Below are 21108 nucleotides of genomic sequence, written 5' to 3'. Positions count from 1 at the left end.
AATGCTTAGTATTTAGCTTATTACCAATTTACTACTATTTTCCTAATTACTTTAGTGGTAATACTATTTTTACAGGGGATTAATAGGGGGTTAACAGGGGATTTACCCCTGTTATACCCCTGTTAACCCCCTGTAATACCCCTGTAAAACCCTAGTTAACATAAAACACAATAATTGCCACATGCAATCGTTTTTGCGAGGTTATTCTCAACTGTTTTTTATTTGTTTCTAAGATTTAAGCCACTGCTGACATTACATTGTCAATCGAGCCTCTAATTTTGTGAAAAAGAATGCTATGAAAAATCTTACACCGTTTGATGGGCAACATTGTGAAACCACGGCGACAGGTACATTACTGAACCATCTTGGCATTGAACTTTCTGAACCGATGCTCTTTGGGTTGGGGCAAGGGCTTAGTTTTATCTATTGGAAAATGAAAACCATGGACTTTCCATTTTTGGGCGGACGAATAAAAACGGATCTTCTGACCCAGCATATCTGCAAAAATCTCGGCCTCGACCTCAGCGTTCATGAAACCTCTTCAAAAACAAAAGCCTGGCAGGCTGTACGACAGCTCTTGGACGAGGGGCAACCTGTGGGATTGAAGCTCGATGCCTATTATCTGGAATATTTTACTAAGCCATTTCATTTTGCGGGGCATTATGTAGCTATGTATGACTATGACGATGATCACGCCTATTTGGTGGATACGAGACAGCAGGGCGGTAGTGTGCAGACGTCTCTTGCAAGTTTAGCTTTAGCGCGGGCAGAGAAAGGGCCTATGTCGTCCAAAAATCTGTATTATACCATAGCAGGCAATAGTGAGAACGTTGACCTGAAACAAGCAGTAATCGCTGCGGTGGTGGCTAATGCAAAGGAATACCTTTCACCGCCCATCAACAATATTTCATATCGAGGAATTTTGAAGACCAGTGAAGAGGTGATTAAGTGGTACAAGACGAGTCAGGCTATTGAAAGCGAATTTAAAATGGCCGCAGATTTTATGGAGAAAGCGGGGACTGGTGGTGCCCTGTTTCGAAATCTCTACCGCGACTTTATCAGGGAAAGTTACGATCTCCTTGGAATAAAACAACTCGAGGTGGTTCATCATGAGTTTGTACAGATTGCATTATTATGGACATCCCTGTCGGAATTGTTTAATCAAATTGCTGAGACGGCCAGTTTCGATGCTGTCCAGCAGGCATCAGCAATTTTCAAAACCCTTGCCACAAAAGAGAAAAATGCAATGGAAATATTGGCGTCTTTGTGATGAAATGCAGATAAGAACGCTAATTTTTGCGCAAATTGATTAAGTTTGTATCATGGCGAATGCAGTTCGAATAAATAAAACCCAACGGCGTAAGATAAATGTCTTCGTGCGTTGTGTTGGAATTTCGTTATTAGCTTGGTTATTGTTTTCAATCTCCAATCAATATACTGTGTCCGTTAAGGCAGCAATTGAATATGTCAATCTTCCCGAAAAACGCGCATTCCACCCGCAACAATCGGATACGGTAAAAGTGAAACTCGAGATGACGGGATGGCAATTTCTGTTTTCCAAAGCTGCTTTGGAAACCCCAAAGGTTCAGGTTGACCTAAGCTCTTTAAAAACTAAAGATTGGATTGTTTTTTCCAATCAATTGGGCTTTATCAACCGGCAGTTTCCACATGAACAACGCGTTGTGTCAGTGAGCCCTGATACCCTGTTTTTTGATTTTTCGAAACAAACGCAGCGTAAGGTGCCTGTCAAACCGCTGTCTAATATAGGCTTTAAGCGTGGTTATGGCTTTATTGCAGATACTAAAATTACCCCAGCCTATGTAACCATTACAGGGCCTTATGAGGATGTTTCGGCCATTGAGTATTGGGAAACCGATACCGTTCGTGGGAAGGAAGTGGAAACTGATGTTCGGACCGTGGCCAACCTGGCGCGTAATCAAAAAGCGAATATCAACGTTTATCCGACTTCGGTCGAGGTGCTAATGCCGGTAGGTGAATTAACGGAGAAAGTGATTGAATTACCCGTGAAAGTTGAAAATGGCCAACGCTATAGCTCTGTTAGGCTTAGTCCAAGCAAAGTGGTCGTGACGGTGTTGATGTCCGTTAAGGATTATAATAACTATACATCGCGCGATTTTGAAGCCGTGGTGGATTTGTCCGATTGGGAGAAAAATGAGGTGCAATACTTGCCTATTTTGCTAACCAAGGTACCCGATTATTGTAAGATAATCAGTGTGGTTCCCCAAAACGTAGACTTTTTTGTACGTAAATAATGCTATTAAATGAAGATTGGAATAACAGGCGGAATTGGATCCGGTAAAACATTTATCTGTCAGCTTTTTAGAGCTTTGGGGGTTCCTGTCTATAATGCGGATGAAGAAGCCAAGAAACTTATGAATACCGATTTACGGATTAAAGAACGCCTGATTGCCGAATTCGGCGAGCAGACCTACAAGGAAGGGAAGTTGGATCGGGCTTTTTTAGCTGAACAGATATTCTCCGACAAAACGAAGCTCGAACGCGTGAATGGCATTGTGCATCCTGTCGTTATTCAGGCAGCTAAGGACTGGGCCGAACAACAAAAATTCCGTTATTCGCTCAAGGAGGCTGCTTTGCTTTTTGAAAGTGGTTCTTACAAGGATCTTGATTATACCATACTGGTAACGGCGCCTTTACCTGTTCGTCTTAAACGTGTTATGGAACGCGATGCTGTTACAGAAGAACAGGTCATGGAGCGCATGAATAAGCAACTCCCCGACGAAGAAAAATTAAAAATGGCAGACTTCGTCATTGTGAATGATGGTACCACACCGCTATTGCCGCAGGTGTGGACGCTACATCAAAAATTTCTAAAATAAGCGTATGTCTACAATATTGCCTGACTTCTTAGTCAGAAAGCCAGAGGGCTACTACTGCCGTTATGGCGATTTTTTTATCGATGCCAGCAATCCCGTCTTGCACAATGTGGTGTCTCATGCCCATGGAGATCACGCCAGTTCGGGACACGACTATGTGTATGCCACACAGGCGACCTCCTTGTTTATGACCTATCGTTATAAACAAAACCGCAAAGATTCTTATCAGGTCAAATTGTTCAATAGCCCCTTTAAAATAGGCGCGGTCGAAATCACATTTTTACCAGCAGGTCATATATTGGGTTCGGCACAAATACTCATGGAATACCGGGGAGTGCGCTACCTATACACGGGCGATTACAAATTGCAAGCTGATGAGACTTGCGAGCCGATCGAAGTGCAGCAAGCCGATGTCCTTATTACAGAAAGCACATTTGCAAATCCGGATATTATACACCCAGATCCTGCGGAGGAGATAAAAAAACTCGACGGACATGCCAGCAATATCTTATTAGGTACTTATGTGTTGGGCAAGGCGCAGCGGATAACCGATTTGATCAACAGGTACTGTCCGGAGCGAAAAGTGCTTGTGCATAGTGGTATATTGCCGTATCATCGTCTTTATGACCAGCATGGGCTGAAGAAATTAGACTATGAACCCTACAACAGAAAAGAAATGAAACAGGGCGAACAGAATAAAGTTTATCTGGTACCGCCGATGACTTTTAATAGTTATTTTAGGGCAACCAAAGTATTGCGTGCATTTGCCTCAGGCTGGAAACGTTTACAGGCACAGAATGATATCGAATTGTATATTTCAGATCATGTGGACTGGAATGATATTCTTCACTACATTAAGATGGTAAATCCCCAGGAAGTTTGGACACTACATGGTGACGGGACCATTTTAAAAAGTTTTTTTAACGAAAAATTGATCGTGCGTGATGTGCTTTCTGCATAAGCAGGCTGTGTCGAAAAATTTTCAATCGGGAACGTAAATTTCTATTTCATATTGACAACTTTGTCAACAATATAAACCGTGTTTCCACGCCAGGGAAGAACGCCATGATATTCTTTGTAGCGCAGATCGAAGTACTTTCCACTATTGAGCTCCAATTGACGGAATATAGAATCATCTTCGATTGAAAATTCAAATTGATTGCTAGCGATACCGCCCGTTTTTATGCTCCCAAAGCCCTCCTGGATGAGTTTACCTTCGTATGTCTTGAAAATATTACCCTTTTTTACAGCATAATTAAGATAACCAGATTTTACGCCTTCACCGAATACATAGTAATACTTCCAGTAAACATAGGAGCCGCCCCCCACAAGAAGTAAAAGGATCAGCATGAGTAAAAACTTCTTAAATCCGGATTTTTTTGTTTTTTGTTCTGGCAAATTTTCCATAATACATTAAATATTTAAGTCCTTTTGTAAGCATGTGCGAGACTATCAGGACTGGATGCTTTTTCGCCTAACCTATAGTTTCACCTAAAGATAAAAAATTAACAGCATAATAACGAATGGTTTAGATGTAGCCTAGAAGGTTGCCGAGCGTGATTGGAGTAAGAGGCTCCCGAGCGTACCGTTTGCGGGCTTTGCTGTAGTTGCTAATTCTATTAGTTATTTTTCGGTTTTCTTAGTCTGTAATGCTAATTTTTGTAAATTTGGATCATGGATCCCGAACAGGTACATCGCAAGATTATTCATTTGGATATGGATGCCTTTTATGCATCTGTAGATCAGCGTGATTTTCCCGAATATCGGGGGAAAGCGATTGCAGTAGGTGGTTCTCCGGATGGGAGAGGAGTAGTTGCGACGGCCAGTTATGAAGCACGAAAATTTGGCGTCAGATCTGCGATGAGCTCCCGAAAGGCTCTTCAGTTGTGTCCTCATATTATCTTTACCCATCCGCGCTTTGATGTGTATCGGCAGGTTTCATATCAAATTCGGGAGATTTTTCTCCGTTATACGGACTTGATCGAACCGCTCTCGCTCGACGAAGCTTTTTTGGATGTAACGGTAGACAAACAGGGTATTGGTTCGGCTATTGATATTGCCAAAGCCATTAAGGAGGCGATCAAAGAAGAATTGAATCTAACGGTCTCGGCTGGGGTTTCCGTCAATAAATTTGTCGCAAAGATTGCTTCGGATATGGACAAACCCAATGGTTTAACATTTATAGGTCCTTCCAAAATTGTCAAGTTTATGGAGTCATTGCCCGTGGATAAGTTTTTTGGGGTAGGTAAGGTGACGGCAAAAAAAATGCATGAACTGGGACTGTTTACTGGGCTTGATTTAAAAAAACAGCGCGAAGAGGATTTGGTGCGCTGGTTTGGCAAGACCGGGCATTTTTTTTATCGCATCGTACGTGGAATTGATGACCGCCCTGTTGTTCCGAATCGCAGCAGCAAATCAGTGGGTATTGAGGATACTTTTGGCGAAGATGTAGAAGCATTTGAAGAATTAAATACCATTTTGCAACGGCTCTGCAAACAGTTGTGGACACGTATCGGGAAAAAGGAAATCTCCGGGCGAACCCTAACTTTAAAAATTAAGTATGCCGATTTTGTGCAGTTGACACGAAGTATAACCTTAGAAAATAGTTTTGATTCGGAAGACAAAATTTACGCCACCGCTCATAGTTTGTTGAGTAAGGTTGAACTGGTGAACAAAGTGAGGTTGTTGGGTGTTTCGATATCAAATTTTGTGGAAGAAGCCGATTTTCCAAAGGAAGGCATACAGCTTTCGCTGTTCGAGCATCGTCCTTAGCAAGGAATTGAGCGGCTTGATCAAATCTCTGCTAAACCGTGTGATATGCGAGATCTGAATTAAGCTTGTTACAGGCAAAATCGTCGTTATTTGTCACAATTCTTTATCTTAGCCAAAATAATTAATAAACATATCCAAAAATTAATGAATACGGTATCAAGAGTACTCTTAGGTGCGTCTATCGTTTTTTTTGTGCACGAGGTTGGTTTCGCACAAAAGAAATTGGATTTTGCACAGTCCTGGGGGCAAAAGTCATCGTTGACAGTTCGTACCAATCAGTATCCTGGCTGGGCAGACGGGACAACTTATCTGGAAAATGATGTAAATGATGGTCGTTTATATCAGGTTAACATTAAATCAGGTCAAAGAAGCATTTATACAGTTCCCGCTAAAGAAGGGACGGTTGTTTATGTCGAGAACAATGATATCTTCCTGAAAGGTACCGATGGTGTAGCAAAGAAGCTAACCAACTCTCCTGATGTTGCTGAACAGAATCCGACCCTTTCGCCGGATGGTAGATATGTTGCCTTTACGCGTAAAAGCAATCTGTATAGCGTGGAGGTTGCTTCAGGAAAAGAAATGCAGTATACAAATGACGGTACCGATGTGATTTACAATGGTTGGTCATCCTGGGTATATTACGAGGAAATTCTTGGGCGTCCGACAAAATACAAAGCGTTCTGGTGGTCTCCGGACAGCCGTAAGATCGCTTTTATGCGTTTCGATGATACCAAGGTTCCCATGTTTCCGATTTATTCATCCAAAGGCCAACACGGCTATCTGGAAGAAACAAGATACCCTAAAGCCGGTGACCCAAATCCGGAAGTTAAAGTTGGTATAGTTCATCTCGATGGAGGCAAAGTCACCTGGGCTGATTTCAATGAAAAAGATGACCAGTATTTTGGTCAGCCTTATTGGGCTTTTGATAGTAAAAACGTAATGGTGCAGTGGATGAACCGGGATCAGAACAATTTAAAGTTCTATCAGGTAGATCCAAATTCTGGTGCAAAAAAAGAAATCTACGACGAGCGGCAGGCTTCCTGGATCAATTTGGATCACGATGAGCGTATCACGTATCTGGCGGACAACAAATATTATATTTTAAAATCGGATAAGACGGGCTGGGCCCATTACTACCTCTATAAATTGGATGGAACCTTGGTCAATCCAATTACATCCGGCGAATGGCAGGTGACCGAATTAAAACGTATTGATGAAAAAAACAAGGTGATCTATTTTACTGCACGTAAAGAAAACTCAGCTCGTTTTGATCTGTACCGCGTGGATTACTCGGGTAAAAACTTAAAACGTCTGACGTTCGGTGAATACTCGCACGATGTCAATGTATCGCCTGATGGCAAATATTTTATTACCAAATACTCCAATGTGAGCACACCGGATCGATTTGCATTGTTGGATAATCAAGGTAAAGTCGTACGTCAGCTAGCGGATAGCAAAGCTGCCGATTTTGCTTCGTATACGTACGGTAAAACCGAATACTTACATCTGAAATCAGACGACGGGCTGTTCGATCTTCCGCTCACCATCACGTATCCGACAAATTTTGATCAAACAAAAGTTTACCCCGTTGTTTTCAGTATCTATGGTGGGCCCGATGCAGGAACGGTAAAAGATACCTGGAAAGGAACCGCCAATCAGTATTGGGCCAATGAGGGCATTATTCAGGTGTCCGCAGATCACCGGGCATCCGGTCATTTTGGTAAACAAGGCGTTGCTTATATGCACCGCAATCTTGGTCACTGGGAGATCATTGATTATTCAACAATTGTCAAATGGTTAAAATCGCAACCTTGGGTCGCTAAAAACAAGGTGCTTATCACCGGCCATAGCTACGGCGGGTATATGACTTGTTTAGCGATGACGAAGGCCGCAGATGTATTTGATTTTGGTATTGCTGGTGCACCGGTTACCTCATGGGATCTGTATGATAGCCATTATACCGAAAGGTGGATGGATACGCCGCAGGATAATCCGGAAGGCTATAAAGCCGGTTCTGTGTTAACCTATGCCAATAATTATAAAGGCGTGTTGCGCATTATGCATGGCGATATGGATGACAATGTTCATTTGCAGAATACAACCCAACTTGTCGATAAATTAACTGATCGAACTGTCCCTTTTGAATTGATGATCTATCCGGGAAGCCGTCATGGATTTGATCGTTCGAAAAGTAAATATGATTTTAATGAGCGTGCGCGTTTCTACTACCAATACTTGTTGGAGAGACCGCTTCCCAAAGAATTTAAATAGGAAGAGTTAAGGTCAAAATAGAAAATCCTTTATCCGTCTGGATAAGGGATTTTCTATTTTTTGCCTGTTTTCATCTATCTGGGATCACAGATTTTCCTTTACCTCTCTTTTTATGTTAAATATGACAAAAAAAGTGATTTTTCTGGGTGTGTAAATTGTTGAAAATTAAAAAATATGGCATCTTTGTAGAAGTTTATTCAAAGAAAAAATGATTCAATTCCTAAAGGAAAGTACTTTTGCCGTTAACGAGGTTTTTAATAAGTCATTGGAGTTGCTGAAAAGGCATTATTTTTCAGTGGCCGGGCTTTGTTTTTTGCTGTTTGTGACCTCCGGTCTTTCCAATTATCTTGCAACTACCATCAGCGACTTCAATGTGGTATTGAGTGGTTTTATGGCTTTCTTTTTCATGGTGATGTATTTTGGATTGAACATGACTTTGTTTAAATATATTTTAAGTCTGATTGATGGTAACCAAGAAAAGAAGCTTGTCCAATGTATTCCGAGTACGAAAGAGCTTGTGTACTTTTTTGGCGCTATGTTGAGTATCATGGTGCTTTCTATAGCACTTCTGATGCTATTGGGCGCCATCTCTTTACCATTCCTTTACCTATTTGAAAACGGTGACAATCGAATGGAGCTAATGAGCAACTTTACGATGTTTGTTGTTTTTGTGGCGGCCATATTGACGTTCATCCTGATTATCCGAGTGGCATTTTATCCATTTTTTATTATTGATAAACATGCGGGGACATTGCGGTCATTGCGCTTCAGTTTTGCGCTTACAAAAGGCAATGTATTCAAACTATTACTGATTTTGGCGGTATTTGCTTTTTTTCAGTTACTACAGATGTATTTTAATTATTTAGAATATTACATAATTTTTATTATTTTGAACCTCGTGAGTTCTTTCTTAGTGGTGCCTCTGGCCAGTGTGGTTGTTTCGGTCGCTTACCGATCCATGATGGCGGATTATCATGGGGGAGAGGACCCAAAGATTTTAAATAATATATTTTAATTAATAGCAGAGGTTTTGAGTAAAAAAGGAATTGCCATTTTAGGGGCAACGGGAAGTATAGGCACACAAGCCTTGGATGTGATAAGAGCCTTTCCTAATACGTTTGAAGCAATCGTTCTGACTTGCGGTAGCAATGCCACACTGTTGGTTCAGCAGGCCTTGGAGTTTAAGCCCAAAGCAGTTGTCGTAACAGATCCCCAGCAATATAATCAGGTACAGGATGCTTTAAAAGGACATGATATCGCTGTCCTTTTGGGTGAAGCCGGGCTGGTTGAAGTGGTGCAATTGGAAGAAGTCGATATCGTTCTGAATGCGATTGTTGGATCTGCGGGATTAAAACCTACTGTTAAAGCGATTCAATCCAAAAAAGATATTGCGCTGGCCAATAAAGAGACGCTGGTTGTCGCCGGTGAGCTAATTATGGCCTTAGTCAAAGAATATGGTGTACGCATGCTTCCTGTGGATTCAGAACATTCAGCGATCTTTCAGTGTTTGACCGGTGAGGATCATAATCCAATTGAGAAAATATATGTGACTGCCTCCGGTGGACCTTTTCGTGGTAAAAAACGCGCCGATCTGCTACAAGTCACCAAAGCTGAAGCCTTGAAACATCCCAATTGGTCGATGGGTGCCAAAATTACGATTGACTCGGCATCCCTGATGAATAAAGGTTTGGAAGTCATTGAAGCGAAATGGCTTTTCAACCTCTCCATAAATCAGGTCGATGTAATCGTCCATCCCCAATCCATTGTACATTCGCTGGTTCAGTTTCAGGATGGTTCCATGAAAGCCCAAATGGGGGTTCCTGACATGAAGTTGCCGATCCAGTATGCGCTGACCTACCCGGCACGTTTCGAAAACAATTTTGAACGTTTTAATTTTATGGACTATCCAACGCTCAGTTTTGAAAAAGCAGATATGGAAACTTTTCGGAATTTGGCATTGGCCTATGAGAGCCTCCGTGCCGGTGGAAATAGAAGCTGTATATTAAATGCAGCCAATGAAGTAGTTGTGGATGCCTTCTTGAAAGACCAAGTTGGTTTTTTGGAGATGAGTGATATCATTGAACAGACGTTAGATCAAGTAGAATTCATTGCCACACCGACGCTGGAGGATTATCTGGAGACGGATCGTGTGGCAAGATTAATAACACAGGAAATAATCAAAGATTAAATTTTAGAAAGCATACATGGGTGTTTTAATTATGGTCGGACAAGTGATTTTAGGCTTGTCAATTTTAATTGTTCTACATGAGTTAGGACATTTCTTAGCAGCACGTGCATTTGGTATCAAGGTAGAAAAGTTTTATCTGTTCTTTGATGCTTGGGGAGTGAAATTATTTAAATTCAATTATAAGGGCTGTGAATATGGTATTGGCTGGTTGCCGCTGGGTGGCTATGTGAAAATTGCCGGCATGATCGATGAATCGATGGATACGGAGCAATTGAAAGGTGAACCACAACCTTGGGAATTTAGATCTAAACCTGCCTGGCAACGTTTAATCGTCATGTTAGGTGGTATTATTGTCAATATTGTCGTCGGTGTTGTTGTTTTTTGGATGCTGACTTTTAAAATGGGCAATACAGACATCAAAATGGATCAGCTGGTAAACGGTATTGTGCCCGGGTCCATTGGTGAATCTATTGGTTTGAAAGCTGGGGATAAGGTGATTTCAATAGACGGTCACCGTATCGAAAATTACTCCGAGCTGATCAGTTCTAAGGTATTAATGGGCGGAGTCACGCTTGCCGTTGAACGCGCTGGTGCGATAACAGATATCAAAGTGCCAGCAGATTTACTGAACACGCTTTCCGACAAAAAAGGCGAGAAGTTTATTGAGCCACGTGTTAAAACGACCAGTGTTGCTGAAGTAGCTCCCGGTTCGGTGGCAAGTAAAATGGGGTTTGTGAAAGGCGATAGCATTATTGCTGTGAACGAGACACTGGTTCCTTTCTTCGATCAATTTAAGGCGCAAATAAAAGCGAACAGCAATAAAACGGTTGCGATTAAAGTTTTACGCAAAGGGGCCGAAGTTTCCTTGCAAGGAATTGTTCCTGCAGATGCCATGCTGGGAATAGGGATCAATCGTGATTATTCCATCAAATCGTTTACAACGCAATATACCTTGATGGAGGCGTTTCCGATCGGTGCAAAGAAAGCGTTTACAGTGATTACCGATAACGCCAAGGGATTTGGTAAAATTTTCAAAGGCGAAGTGCGTGCTGATAAAGCATTATCTGGCCCTATTGGCATTGCAACCTTGTTCGGCACGGAAGTGGACTGGATCCGTTTTTGGTCCTTAGTAGGGATGTTGTCTATGGCATTGGCCTTTATGAACTTATTGCCTATTCCAGCTTTGGATGGCGGTCACGTGTTGTTCTTGTTGGTTGAGATGATTCAAGGCAAGCCATTGAGTGAAAAATTCCTGGAAAAAGCACAAATGGTCGGTTTCTTCATTCTTTTGGCCTTAATGGTCTTTATATTCGGAAACGATATCTTTAAGTTATTTAAATAAGTCAAACGGTCGCCGGAAAATGCTGACGGTGACAATTTCTAAAAAAAAGCTAAAAGCCAACGATGGTCGGAATTTCTTCCGACCATTTTTTGTGATATGACTGTGCTAGCAGGAAAAGGTCTTTACATTTGATTTGTAACATTTATCTATGCAATAGCCCTGCATTCACTTCAATATGCTTTTTCCAGCATTCAGGATGAAGGTCTTTCCAACAATAAATGATTATTTATATTGCATTTAAAAAACTATTTATCTAAGTTTGACCATGGATGGAAGAAATAGAGCAGATGTAAAGCCAGGTATGTTGGTGAATATAATCTTAAAAAAGGACCAGCGTACGGGAAATCTAACAGAAGGCATTGTGAAGGACCTGCTAACATCATCCTCTTATCATTCGAGGGGGATTAAAGTCAGGTTGACGGACGGTCAGGTCGGAAGAGTGGCCGAAATTATTGAAGATGATTTTTAGGAGATATTCAACGGGTCTTCGTTTCTCTTTACCAAGTCTTTTCTAACGCTTTTGACGCGAAAAGATTGCTACCTATGATGTTCTTATTGTATAAATCAAACTAAAAGTTTGTTGGATTGTTAATATTGGACATTTTGAAATAAAATTTGTATAATAACATAATTATTGCTAACTTTTTTCTGTATTTTTTATTTTATTACATATTTATATAATATTGTTTTTATAATTACTAAATGACAGCTTATTCAAATGGATACCAAAGATAGATGTACGATTGTCTACGCAGATGATGCGATGATTCATCATGTGTTGATGCGAGCGATGGCTCAATCACATTTATTGGATTTGGTTTATTGTGCATCCAATGGGAGGGAGTTGATCGACTACCTCCATGAAAACGAGCATGAGCTTCCTGAGATATGTATATTAGACCTGCATATGCCTGTATTAAACGGAATAGAAACAGCAAAAATTGTGAGAGAAAGATTTCCCTCGATCAGAATATTTGGGTTGACATCAAGTAGTGATGAAAATGAGCGCATGGAATTGCGAGACGCTGGGGCAGAAGAGATCTTTTCGAAAGAGCAGATGCCTTTATTAATGAAACAACTTGCGCCCAGCCTATAGAACGTATAAATAAAGAAGAAGCCTAACAGATGTTAGGCTTCTTCTTTTGCTTCTAGGGCATCCTTGAATTTCAGCAGTCTAATCCAAGATGGACATTTGCTTAAATCTTTTTTCCATAAGCTCACATGGATGAAGCTTGTGCTCAAGAAACGCTGTACGTCGAAAACTTGCATATCTTGCTGTATTTCCAGCGTTTCAGGCAAGTCTTTGGATTGAAAATAGTGTTGTAATTCTTCTGGAGTCATACCACAAAAATAAAGTTTTAAATCCTTATCTCCAACCTCCACCGAGCGCACGATACAGATCTACAAAGGCATCTAAATGCTGTTGTCGCAATTCGACGAGATCCAGGTCGCTGTTTAGGGCATTACTTTGCGCTGTAATAACCTCTAAATAGGTGGCAAACCCACTTTTAAAGAGTAAACCTGCATTTTTAACCGCCAGGTGCGCATTTTCGACCCTTTCTTTAGCCAGAGCTAATTGTTCACGTTGCTTATCCACGGTGACCACGGCATTAGAGACTTCGGCGACAGCCTCGACGACTTTTTGTTGCAGTTGGATTTCGGCTTTATCACGTTCCAATTTGGCTACCTCATACTGTGTTTTCAATGTCCTGTTTTTGAAAATAGGCGTTGTTAAATTGCCTGTTATTCCGCCGAGCAATGCGCCGGGGATATTGAACCAATTTTTAGGGAGCATACTATTTACACCCAATACGCCGCCCACGGTCAATGACGGATAACGCATAGCCTGTTGGATATTTGCATTCGCATTGGCTGCCATCAGTTGAAATTCCGATGACCGGATATCAGGTCTATTACGCAGGATCTCGATCGGAGAGCCCAGGGAGATGTCTTTGCTCTCCGCGAAGAGATGCTCGTAAGAAGTTCCTCTTTTGATGCTGTCGGGTAATTTTCCCGTCAGTGTCTGCAGCGCATTTTCCTGGATGACAATCTCCTTTTCGATCTCGGGAACGAGGGAGGCTGCCAATAGGCGTTGGGATTGCGTTTGTTGGATCGCCAAGGCCGTGATTTCACCGGCTTCATATTGGAGCTTGATCATGCGGAGGGTGCTATCGTTTAATTGGACGTTCCGTTTGGCAACTTCAATTTTGGCATCGAGCATCAAGAGATTGAAATACCCTTTTGCCACGGCTGTGATGATCGAGGTCTGTATGGCATTTTTTGCCTCTTGTGTGTCCAAATACTCAGCTAAGAGTTGCTCTTGTTTGCTTCCTATTTTCTTCCAGATATCGACTTCCCAGCTAAAGTTAATATCGGAGCCAAACATAGACTGATAGACGAACATATTTTGAGGAGCTTGTTCACCCTTGTGATCGTAGTATTTGCTGAGTGGGCCGCTGCCAAAGTCCTTCGATCGCCAAGTACGGTTTCCATTGGCAATTGTCGCATTTACACTGGGCAGATAATTGGCTTTGTTCTGCGCTAATACCCTGTTTGAAATTTGAAGGTTGAGTAAAGCGGTCTTCATTTCAAAATTATTGACCAGGGCCGAATCAATCAATAGTTTTAATGTGGGATCGTGAAAGAAGGATTTCCAATGGATAAGGCCCATGCTGGAAGTATCCCCAAAGTAATCCAATGTATCGCCACGAAAGTTTTCCGGAAGTTTGAACTTGGGCTGCACATAATCTTTGCCGATCTTACAAGCATTCATCAGGCCTAAGAGCCCCACGATGATAGCTATCCCCGAAAGGTATTTTTTTATATTTTTCATTATTCTTCCTCTTCTTTAGCTAGTTTATCATGTATTTTTTCATCCAAATTTTTGAATACGACAAAGAGTACAGGGATGATAAAGATGCCGAATGCTACACCAAACAGCATGCCGCCGGCGGCGCTGAAACTGATCGAATGGTTACCGATCGCCGAAGGGCCGACCGTCCACATCAAGGGTACCAGTCCTGCAACAAAAGCGAGGCTGGTCATCAAGATTGGCCTTAACCTAAGTTTTGAACCGCTAATGGCTGCTTCGACAATGCTCTTACCGTTTTTGCGCTCCTGGACAGCGAACTCCACGATCAGAATCGCATTTTTGGCCAAGAGGCCAATGAGCATAATGAGTCCGACTTGCACATAAATATTGTTTTGAAGTCCCACAAGGTTGATCACGGCAAAAACGCCGATCAGGCCGACTGGTATGGACAATAGTACTGCCCAAGGGAGGATATAGCTTTCGTATTGGGCCGAAAGCAGGAAGTAGACGAATAGGATACTAAGCGCAAAAATCAAGATCGTCTGTGAACCGGACTGACTTTCTTCATAGCTCATGCCCGTCCATTCAAAACCGTAATTACCCGGAAGTTTATTGTCGGCCAATTTTTGGATAGCCTGCATGGCATCATCGGTACTATAGCCTTCCGCAGGTGTAATATTAACCGCTATCGCGTTGTACAGATTGTAGCGTGTAATAGTTTCCGGACCCACCGTCTTTTCTAAAGTTAATATGGTGTTAATAGGAACCATTTCGCCTTTACTATTCCGCACAAAAATAGAATTGAAGGATTCGGGATCCTTCCGGAAGTCGAAATCCGATTGGACATAAACGCGGTATTGGCGACCAAACCGGTTAAAATCACTTGCCTGTACACGTGCAAAATAAGACCGTATTGTGGACATAAGATCTTTGATTTCGACGCCCAGCGATTTTGCCTTTACGGCATCGATATTTACTTCATATTGAGGGAAGTTTGATTTAAAGCTTGTGTAGGCGCTGCGAATTTCAGGCAGCGTATTAAGCTGGTTGATAAAGGTATCTGCAATGGTGTTGAAATCCCGAATGTCACCACCCATCCGATCCTGAAGAACCATTTCAATGCCCGCAAAGTCTCCAAAACCCTGTACGGTAGGTCGGGGGAACACCGTAAACGTTGCTTCATTGATCTGGGACAGATCATGCCTGATGGTATCCATAAACGCATTAATGTTTTTGATGTGCTCGCGTTTGGCATGTGGTTTTAAGGTAATATAACCCGCAGCGAAGGCCGGGCTGGAGCTTCCGTCCAAGGCATTAAAACCAGAGACTGTTGTCATGCCATTGATATCCTTTCTTTTCTTTAAAATACTATCGGCACGATGAAGGACCTCAGTTGTCCGGCTCAATGAAGCGCCGGGAGGGAGGGCAATGTTATATGTAATAAAGCCATCATCTTCGGTCGGAATAAAACTTTTAGGTGTTTTAATCATAAACACGATGCCAAGTGCTGTAATTAAAATTAAGCCTGCCCAGGCTATTTTTTTATTCTTGATCAGTATTTCTACAAGAGCGACATAACGGGCGGTCAGCCGATCAAAAGATGTATTGAATGCTTTAAAGAAACGATCTTTAAATTGATTGATTTTGCTGCTTTTTGGATTGGTATCATGCTGTGGGGCTTTCAGGAGTAGCGCACATAAGGCTGGACTTAAAGTCAAGGCATTGAGAGCTGAAATCAGAATCGCTGTTGCCAAGGTATAGGCAAATTGTCGATAGAAAATACCTGCTGGCCCTTCCATAAATCCTACAGGCAAAAATACAGCAGCCATGACCATGGTTATTGACAGGATAGCTCCCGTAATCTCGGACATCGTTGACAATGTCGCGGCCCTGGGTTTCATTCCTGTACTGTGCATTTTTTCATGGATAGCTTCGACGACGACAATGGCGTCATCCACCACGATTCCAATCGCCAGTACCAGAGCAAACATCGTGAGGACATTGAGCGAAAATCCAAAAAGCTGTAGAAAAAAGAAGGTTCCCACCAAGGAAACAGGGATTGCAATTGCCGGAATCAGGGTGGATCTAAAATCTTGCAGAAAGATAAAGACAATAATAAATACTAGGATAAAGGCCTCAAAAAGGGTGTGCTCCACTTGGTTAATCGATTCGTCGATCTGATCACGTACAGAATAGGTCACCTCATAGTGTAGGCCTTTTGGAAATGTTTTTGATTGTTCTTCAAGAACCTTTCTGACGGCAATGTCGATATCATGGGCATTGGAACCACTGGTCTGAGTTAAGTTGAGTGTAAGACCGGGATGCCCATTTACCTTGTTGTCGCTGCTTAAATTTGTAGCACCGAATTCTACCCGGGCTACATCTTTTAAATAGAGCACTGAACCGTCGGTGTTGGTTTTGATCACAATACTCTGGAATTCCTCCGGTGTGGTGAAACGCCCTTTATGACGGATCACTGTTTCGAAAGCTTCATCCGAGGTTTCTCCAAATTTACCGGGGGCAATCTCAAAGTTTTGATCTTTTATAGCATTCATAACATCTTGTGGAACGAGGTTATAAAGGGCTAGCTTTTCGGGATTTAACCAAAGGCGCATGGCATAATCTCTGGCCCCCAAACGGGAGACCTGAGCTACGCCATCGACACGCAGTAAAGGACGCATGAGGTTGATCTGTGCATAGGCTTGCAGAAAGGTTTCGTCGTAGGCACTATCCTGATGATCGGAGTAGAGATTAATGGTCATGATCACACCGGTTTGCCGTGGCATGACAGTGATGCCGGCTTCGTTGACTTCGGCGGGAATGGAGCTGATCGCTTTGGAAATACGTGTTTGTACGTTGACAGAGGCAATATCAGGATTGGTACCTGTCTTAAAGTACACCGACACACTTCCTGATCCTGAATTGGAGGCAGACGACTTGATATAGGTCATATCCTCCACACCATTGATGGCTTCTTCGATAGGTAGTAAAACGCTTTTTGCTACGGTTTCGGCATTAGCTCCCGGATAACTTAGTGAAACAAGCACACTGGGTGGAGCAATTTCTGGAAAGCGCGAGACAGGCAGGAGTTTTAGCCCCACTAAGCCTAAGATAACCAGGATAATGGAAACCACCGTGGCTAATACAGGCCTATTTATAAATGTTTTTAGCATATACATAGAATTTAAAACACGCTACTTTTGGCGCACAGCATGCCTGGCACCGGGTAGTATGCAAAAATGATCGATAATTATTTCTGTAAAATCGGAGTTACTGGAGAACCGTCGGTCAATTTGTCAAATCCACTGGTAATAACGCGATCGTTTTCCTTGAGGCCTGAATAGACGATATAGTTATTTTTACTTTTTCCCGAAAGCTGGATATTTCGTTTTTGCGCCTTATTGTTTTGGTCCAGTATATAGACAAAGGTTTTATCCTGCAATTCATTGACGGCAATCTGCGGGATTTGAAGAACATCTTTTTTTACTTCGGCAATCTTAAGGGTGCCGCTGCTTCCGGATCGAAGAATATTGTCGTGGTTTTGAAATGTCGCACGCAAGGAGATTGCTCCCGTTGTCCGGTTAATCTGGCCGTTGACGGCATCAACCACACCTTTTTTTGCATATTCTTCGCCATCCGCGAGCACCAAAGTCACTTCTGGAAAGATAAGCTTTTGATTCTGGTTATACTTTTTTCCTTCGATACTATCTTTTTTGGCCTGTGCCTTGGAAAAATAAAGAAAATCTGATTCATTCATGGAGAAATACACATACACTTCCTGGATGTCCGAAAGATAGGTGAGGGGCTCTTTATCGCCCTTTGATACCAAGTTTCCGATACGCTTTGGGATGCGGCCAATATAACCGCTTACGGGAGCCGTAATAACTGTAAAGTCTTTACTGATCTGCGCCGAACGTACGGCTGCGATGGCCTGGTCCAGCGTTGCTTTGGCGACTTGATAATCTGATTTTGCCGAAGCCAGCCTGACGTCCGAAATGACTTCGTTTTGAACCAGTGGTTTCAAGCGGTCGACTTCAAGCTGCGCATTTTTTAGTTTGGCCTTGGCAACCTGCTCCGTAGCGACCATATTATTGAGATTTTCCTGATAAGTAGAAGGGTCTACCTTGAATAGCTTTTGGCCTTTTTGAACAAAAGAACCCTCATCGACATAAATTTCCTGAAGCAGTCCTTCAACCTGCGGGCGCACTTCTACGTTGACTTTACCTTCTATGGTTCCTAAATAGTCCTTGATGGTGGTTGCATCTGATTTAGTGACCGTATAGACTGGCAAGGCTACATTTTTTTCATTGGTTTTATTTTCTTTTGAAGAACTTGAAGAACAACTTACCTGCGTGGCTAAGGCTGAACAAATCAATACGGATACTTTAAAAATAGATAATGTTTTTTTCTTCACAATGCTTGATTAATTTTTACGATATATGTGTTGAGTAATATGAATATTACAATATAAACGACAAATCGTTTAATTATTGTGAAGATTAACATTTGTTAACATCCCGATTAATAGTTAATCGCTGTTCAATTATTAATCAAAAATAATGTTTAATAGTTGTAATTACCTGTGAGAGAATTGCTTATCGCGTAGGGATACATCATATTTTCGCTGTAAAGGAAAATATGATGTGTTTTTTAGGGTGTTTAGAATTTAAGGTGCTTCACGGTCAATCCGTTATTGATAAGCTGTTTTAAGGCATCAATACCTATACTGATATGTGCCTCTACATATTTTGCGGTAACAGTGACGTCACTGACTGAGGTTTTAACACCTTCTGGAATCATCGGCTGGTCTGAAACCAACAACAATGCGCCTGTTGGGATTTTATTAGCAAATCCAACGCTGAATATCGTTGCTGTTTCCATATCCACGCACATGGCACGGATTGATTTCAAATACTTTTTGAAAGCTTTGTCATGTTCCCAGACGCGTCTATTGGTGGTGTATACCGTTCCGGTCCAGTAATCCCGTTGGTGGTCCCGAATTGTGGTGGATATAGCCTTTTGCATGGCGAAGGCTGGTAATGAAGGTACTTCGGGTGGAAAGTAGTCGTTGGATGTTCCCTCACCGCGGATAGCGGCAATTGGTAGAATTAATTCGCCAACAGGAATCTTCTTCTTAATCCCACCGGTTTTTCCCAAAAACAGCACTGCTTTAGGAGCAATAGCTGCCAAAAGATCCATAATAGTGGCAGCCATAGGACTTCCCATGCCAAAATTGATAATGGTGATTCCTCCGGCCGTTACAGATTGCATGGGTTTATCTTCGCCATAGATGGGCGCATTATCATGCATTTCAGAAAAAAGGTGGATATATTTTGAAAAGTTCGTTAAAAGGATATATTCTCCAAACTCTTCCAAAGGTCTTCCCGTATAACGGGGAAGCCAGTTGTTCACGATTTCTTCTTTGGTTTTTAAACCGGGTGTGATCGGACTATTTACGGTATTCTTTGCACTTTTCTTTGTTGTCATAGTCATTAAATTTAATTTCTTGAATCTCTTATCTTCCTGTCAACATTCCGTTATGGCTATGTTATTATTGTAATATAAGATTTTTAATTCTTTTAAAAAAAAATCCCGTTCAGCGAACGGGATTTTTTTTAAGCGACTTTAAGCTTTTTCAAATCGGACTTTTCGAATTTTTTCTTCGCATAGTCCAAGGTGATTTCCAATGCTTTCTGTCCGGTTTGCTCTTTTGTTGACGGAATCTCAAACATGGCATCCAGCATAATGGCTTCGCAGATGCTGCGCAGGCCTCGGGCCCCCAGTTTGAATTCGTCAGCTTTGTCTACAATAAAGGTATATACTTCCGGATCAAATTTTAAGTCGATACCTTCGTATTCAAACAATTTCTTATATTGTTTTACCAACGCATTTTTTGGTTCAGTCAATATGCTCAGTAATGTTTCCTTATCCAATGGATTGAGGTAAGTCAATACTGGAAGACGGCCAATCAATTCGGGGATTAAACCAAAGTTCTTTAAGTCCTGAGGTGTAATATACTTGTACAGATTGTTCAAGTCAATTTCCTCTTCGTCTTCGTTCATTTTATAACCTACTGTTTGCGTACGCAAACGGTTTGCAATTTTCTTTTGAATACCGTCAAATGCACCACCACAGATAAATAGAATATTACTTGTATTGACTGCGATCATTTTTTGATCGGGGTGTTTACGGCCGCCTTGTGGTGGAACGTTTACAACTGTACCTTCGAGAATCTTCAATAACGCCTGCTGCACACCTTCACCTGATACATCTCTGGTAATGGAAGGATTGTCGCTTTTACGTGCGATTTTGTCAATCTCATCGATATAGATGATACCACGTTCGGCCGAAGCAACATCATAATCTGCTGCTTGCAGTAAACGCGTCAATATACTTTCGACGTCTTCCCCTACATAACCTGCTTCTGTTAATACCGTTGCATCCACAATACAGAAAGGTACATTGAGTATCTTGGCGACAGTTTTTGCCAGCAAGGTCTTACCAGTACCTGTTTCACCTACGATAATCAAATTGGATTTTTCGATTTCAATCTCATCTTTATCCACTTTCTGATTTAAACGTTTATAGTGATTATAAACGGCTACAGAAATTACTTTTTTTGCATCATCTTGACCGATTACATATTGGTCCAAGTGAGTTTTGATCTCCAAAGGACGGATCAACTTTAAAGCTGTCTGTAAGGTTTTGCTTTTTCGTTGTTTTAATTCTTCTGCCAAGATCTCGCCTGCTTGCTGAATACAACGGTCACAGATGTGTGCACCGTTGCCAGCAATAAGCATCTGGGCTTCATTTTTGCTTATGCCACAAAACGAACAATGAATGTCTCTATCGTTATTCTTTGCCATTG

At 41.8% G+C, this 21108-nt stretch carries 18 protein-coding genes; 11 read left to right on the top strand and 7 right to left on the bottom strand.

Going from position 1 to position 21108, the window contains the following annotated elements:
* The first annotated feature begins 295 nt into the window (after positions 1–295).
* Genes AAH582_RS15660 through AAH582_RS15645 form a run of 4 tightly spaced genes read left to right on the top strand, consistent with a single transcriptional unit; the run spans position 296 to position 3816 of the window.
* Positions 296–1270 carry a BtrH N-terminal domain-containing protein gene (locus tag AAH582_RS15660; protein WP_343318544.1) on the top strand — a complete coding sequence of 325 codons (975 nt, stop codon included), beginning with the start codon at positions 296–298 and terminating at the stop codon, positions 1268–1270.
* Between the two features lie 52 nt (positions 1271–1322).
* Positions 1323–2273 (top strand): hypothetical protein, encoded by a 951-nt coding sequence (locus tag AAH582_RS15655; RefSeq protein WP_343318543.1) that lies wholly within the window; start codon positions 1323–1325, stop codon positions 2271–2273.
* 9 nt (positions 2274–2282) lie between these two features.
* Entirely contained in the window at positions 2283–2858 is a 576-nt protein-coding gene (gene coaE / locus AAH582_RS15650; protein ID WP_343318542.1) for a dephospho-CoA kinase, read from the top strand.
* A 4-nt stretch (positions 2859–2862) separates the two neighbouring features.
* Positions 2863–3816, top strand: coding sequence for an exonuclease (locus AAH582_RS15645; protein ID WP_343318540.1), 954 nt, complete (start codon positions 2863–2865; stop codon positions 3814–3816).
* Between the two features lie 41 nt (positions 3817–3857).
* On the opposite strand, the gene AAH582_RS15640 is transcribed toward AAH582_RS15645, so the two are convergent.
* Entirely contained in the window at positions 3858–4262 is a 405-nt protein-coding gene (locus AAH582_RS15640; protein WP_343318538.1) for a hypothetical protein, read from the bottom strand.
* Between the two features lie 267 nt (positions 4263–4529).
* Here AAH582_RS15640 and dinB point away from each other — a divergent pair, with 267 nt between their 5' ends.
* The 7 genes from dinB (at position 4530) to AAH582_RS15605 (ending at position 12524) form a co-directional block, all read left to right on the top strand.
* Positions 4530–5627 carry a DNA polymerase IV gene (dinB, locus tag AAH582_RS15635; RefSeq protein ID WP_343318536.1) on the top strand — a complete coding sequence of 366 codons (1098 nt, stop codon included), beginning with the start codon at positions 4530–4532 and terminating at the stop codon, positions 5625–5627.
* A 144-nt stretch (positions 5628–5771) separates the two neighbouring features.
* Complete coding sequence (locus AAH582_RS15630) at positions 5772–7898, top strand: S9 family peptidase (protein ID WP_343318534.1); 2127 nt, start codon at positions 5772–5774, stop codon at positions 7896–7898.
* Positions 7899–8106: 208 nt separating this feature from the next.
* The gene (locus tag AAH582_RS15625; RefSeq protein WP_343318532.1) at positions 8107–8913 is read left to right on the top strand and encodes a beta-carotene 15,15'-monooxygenase; all 807 of its coding nucleotides are present in this window, start codon (positions 8107–8109) and stop codon (positions 8911–8913) included.
* A gap of 15 nt (positions 8914–8928) precedes the next feature.
* Entirely contained in the window at positions 8929–10086 is a 1158-nt protein-coding gene (locus AAH582_RS15620; protein WP_046674523.1) for a 1-deoxy-D-xylulose-5-phosphate reductoisomerase, read from the top strand.
* A gap of 16 nt (positions 10087–10102) precedes the next feature.
* Positions 10103–11428, top strand: coding sequence for an RIP metalloprotease RseP (gene rseP / locus AAH582_RS15615; RefSeq protein ID WP_343318530.1), 1326 nt, complete (start codon positions 10103–10105; stop codon positions 11426–11428).
* 265 nt (positions 11429–11693) lie between these two features.
* The gene (locus AAH582_RS15610) at positions 11694–11897 is read left to right on the top strand and encodes a YwbE family protein (protein WP_046674525.1); all 204 of its coding nucleotides are present in this window, start codon (positions 11694–11696) and stop codon (positions 11895–11897) included.
* A gap of 249 nt (positions 11898–12146) precedes the next feature.
* Positions 12147–12524 (top strand): response regulator, encoded by a 378-nt coding sequence (locus AAH582_RS15605; protein ID WP_053003736.1) that lies wholly within the window; start codon positions 12147–12149, stop codon positions 12522–12524.
* A gap of 32 nt (positions 12525–12556) precedes the next feature.
* Here AAH582_RS15605 and AAH582_RS15600 read toward each other — a convergent pair whose 3' ends face one another.
* The 6 genes from AAH582_RS15600 to clpX form a co-directional block, all read right to left on the bottom strand.
* On the bottom strand, positions 12557–12769 hold the full coding sequence (locus AAH582_RS15600; RefSeq protein ID WP_070565692.1) for a DUF6965 family protein: 213 nt from the start codon (positions 12767–12769) through the stop codon (positions 12557–12559).
* Between the two features lie 25 nt (positions 12770–12794).
* Complete coding sequence (locus AAH582_RS15595) at positions 12795–14261, bottom strand: efflux transporter outer membrane subunit (protein WP_343318526.1); 1467 nt, start codon at positions 14259–14261, stop codon at positions 12795–12797.
* A complete protein-coding gene (locus tag AAH582_RS15590; protein WP_343318524.1) occupies positions 14261–17413 on the bottom strand; it encodes an efflux RND transporter permease subunit in 3153 nt (1050 codons plus the stop codon). Before AAH582_RS15590 ends, AAH582_RS15595 begins: the two co-directional genes overlap by 1 nt.
* Before the next feature lie 77 nt (positions 17414–17490).
* On the bottom strand, positions 17491–18654 hold the full coding sequence (locus AAH582_RS15585) for an efflux RND transporter periplasmic adaptor subunit (RefSeq protein WP_231585279.1): 1164 nt from the start codon (positions 18652–18654) through the stop codon (positions 17491–17493).
* A 245-nt stretch (positions 18655–18899) separates the two neighbouring features.
* Entirely contained in the window at positions 18900–19733 is an 834-nt protein-coding gene (locus tag AAH582_RS15580) for an AMP nucleosidase (protein WP_046674528.1), read from the bottom strand.
* A 122-nt stretch (positions 19734–19855) separates the two neighbouring features.
* Positions 19856–21106: an ATP-dependent Clp protease ATP-binding subunit ClpX gene (gene clpX, locus AAH582_RS15575; protein WP_046674529.1), complete on the bottom strand. Its 1251-nt coding sequence runs from the start codon at positions 21104–21106 to the stop codon at positions 19856–19858.
* Positions 21107–21108 lie beyond the last annotated feature (2 nt).

The organism is Sphingobacterium multivorum (assembly GCF_039511225.1).
Classification (GTDB): Bacteria; Bacteroidota; Bacteroidia; order Sphingobacteriales; family Sphingobacteriaceae; genus Sphingobacterium.
The sequence above is the reverse complement of the archived record's forward strand: the minus strand, read 5'-3'. Positions and strand labels throughout refer to the sequence as shown.

Bases quoted from the DNA above. Each gene is read 5' to 3' on its own strand.
- AAH582_RS15610 (WP_046674525.1), top strand. From the start codon at position 11,694: ATGGATGGAAGAAATAGAGCAGATGTAAAGCCAGGTATGTTGGTGAAT.
- AAH582_RS15630 (WP_343318534.1), top strand. From the start codon at position 5,772: ATGAATACGGTATCAAGAGTACTCTTAGGTGCGTCTATCGTTTTTTTT.
- AAH582_RS15600 (WP_070565692.1), bottom strand. From the start codon at position 12,769: ATGACTCCAGAAGAATTACAACACTATTTTCAATCCAAAGACTTGCCT.
- AAH582_RS15655 (WP_343318543.1), top strand. From the start codon at position 1,323: ATGGCGAATGCAGTTCGAATAAATAAAACCCAACGGCGTAAGATAAAT.
- AAH582_RS15645 (WP_343318540.1), top strand. From the start codon at position 2,863: ATGTCTACAATATTGCCTGACTTCTTAGTCAGAAAGCCAGAGGGCTAC.
- clpX (WP_046674529.1), bottom strand. From the start codon at position 21,106: ATGGCAAAGAATAACGATAGAGACATTCATTGTTCGTTTTGTGGCATA.
- AAH582_RS15625 (WP_343318532.1), top strand. From the start codon at position 8,107: ATGATTCAATTCCTAAAGGAAAGTACTTTTGCCGTTAACGAGGTTTTT.
- AAH582_RS15595 (WP_343318526.1), bottom strand. From the start codon at position 14,261: ATGAAAAATATAAAAAAATACCTTTCGGGGATAGCTATCATCGTGGGG.
- AAH582_RS15660 (WP_343318544.1), top strand. From the start codon at position 296: ATGAAAAATCTTACACCGTTTGATGGGCAACATTGTGAAACCACGGCG.
- AAH582_RS15580 (WP_046674528.1), bottom strand. From the start codon at position 19,733: ATGACTATGACAACAAAGAAAAGTGCAAAGAATACCGTAAATAGTCCG.
- AAH582_RS15590 (WP_343318524.1), bottom strand. From the start codon at position 17,413: ATGCTAAAAACATTTATAAATAGGCCTGTATTAGCCACGGTGGTTTCC.
- rseP (WP_343318530.1), top strand. From the start codon at position 10,103: ATGGGTGTTTTAATTATGGTCGGACAAGTGATTTTAGGCTTGTCAATT.
- AAH582_RS15605 (WP_053003736.1), top strand. From the start codon at position 12,147: ATGGATACCAAAGATAGATGTACGATTGTCTACGCAGATGATGCGATG.
- AAH582_RS15640 (WP_343318538.1), bottom strand. From the start codon at position 4,262: ATGGAAAATTTGCCAGAACAAAAAACAAAAAAATCCGGATTTAAGAAG.
- dinB (WP_343318536.1), top strand. From the start codon at position 4,530: ATGGATCCCGAACAGGTACATCGCAAGATTATTCATTTGGATATGGAT.
- coaE (WP_343318542.1), top strand. From the start codon at position 2,283: ATGAAGATTGGAATAACAGGCGGAATTGGATCCGGTAAAACATTTATC.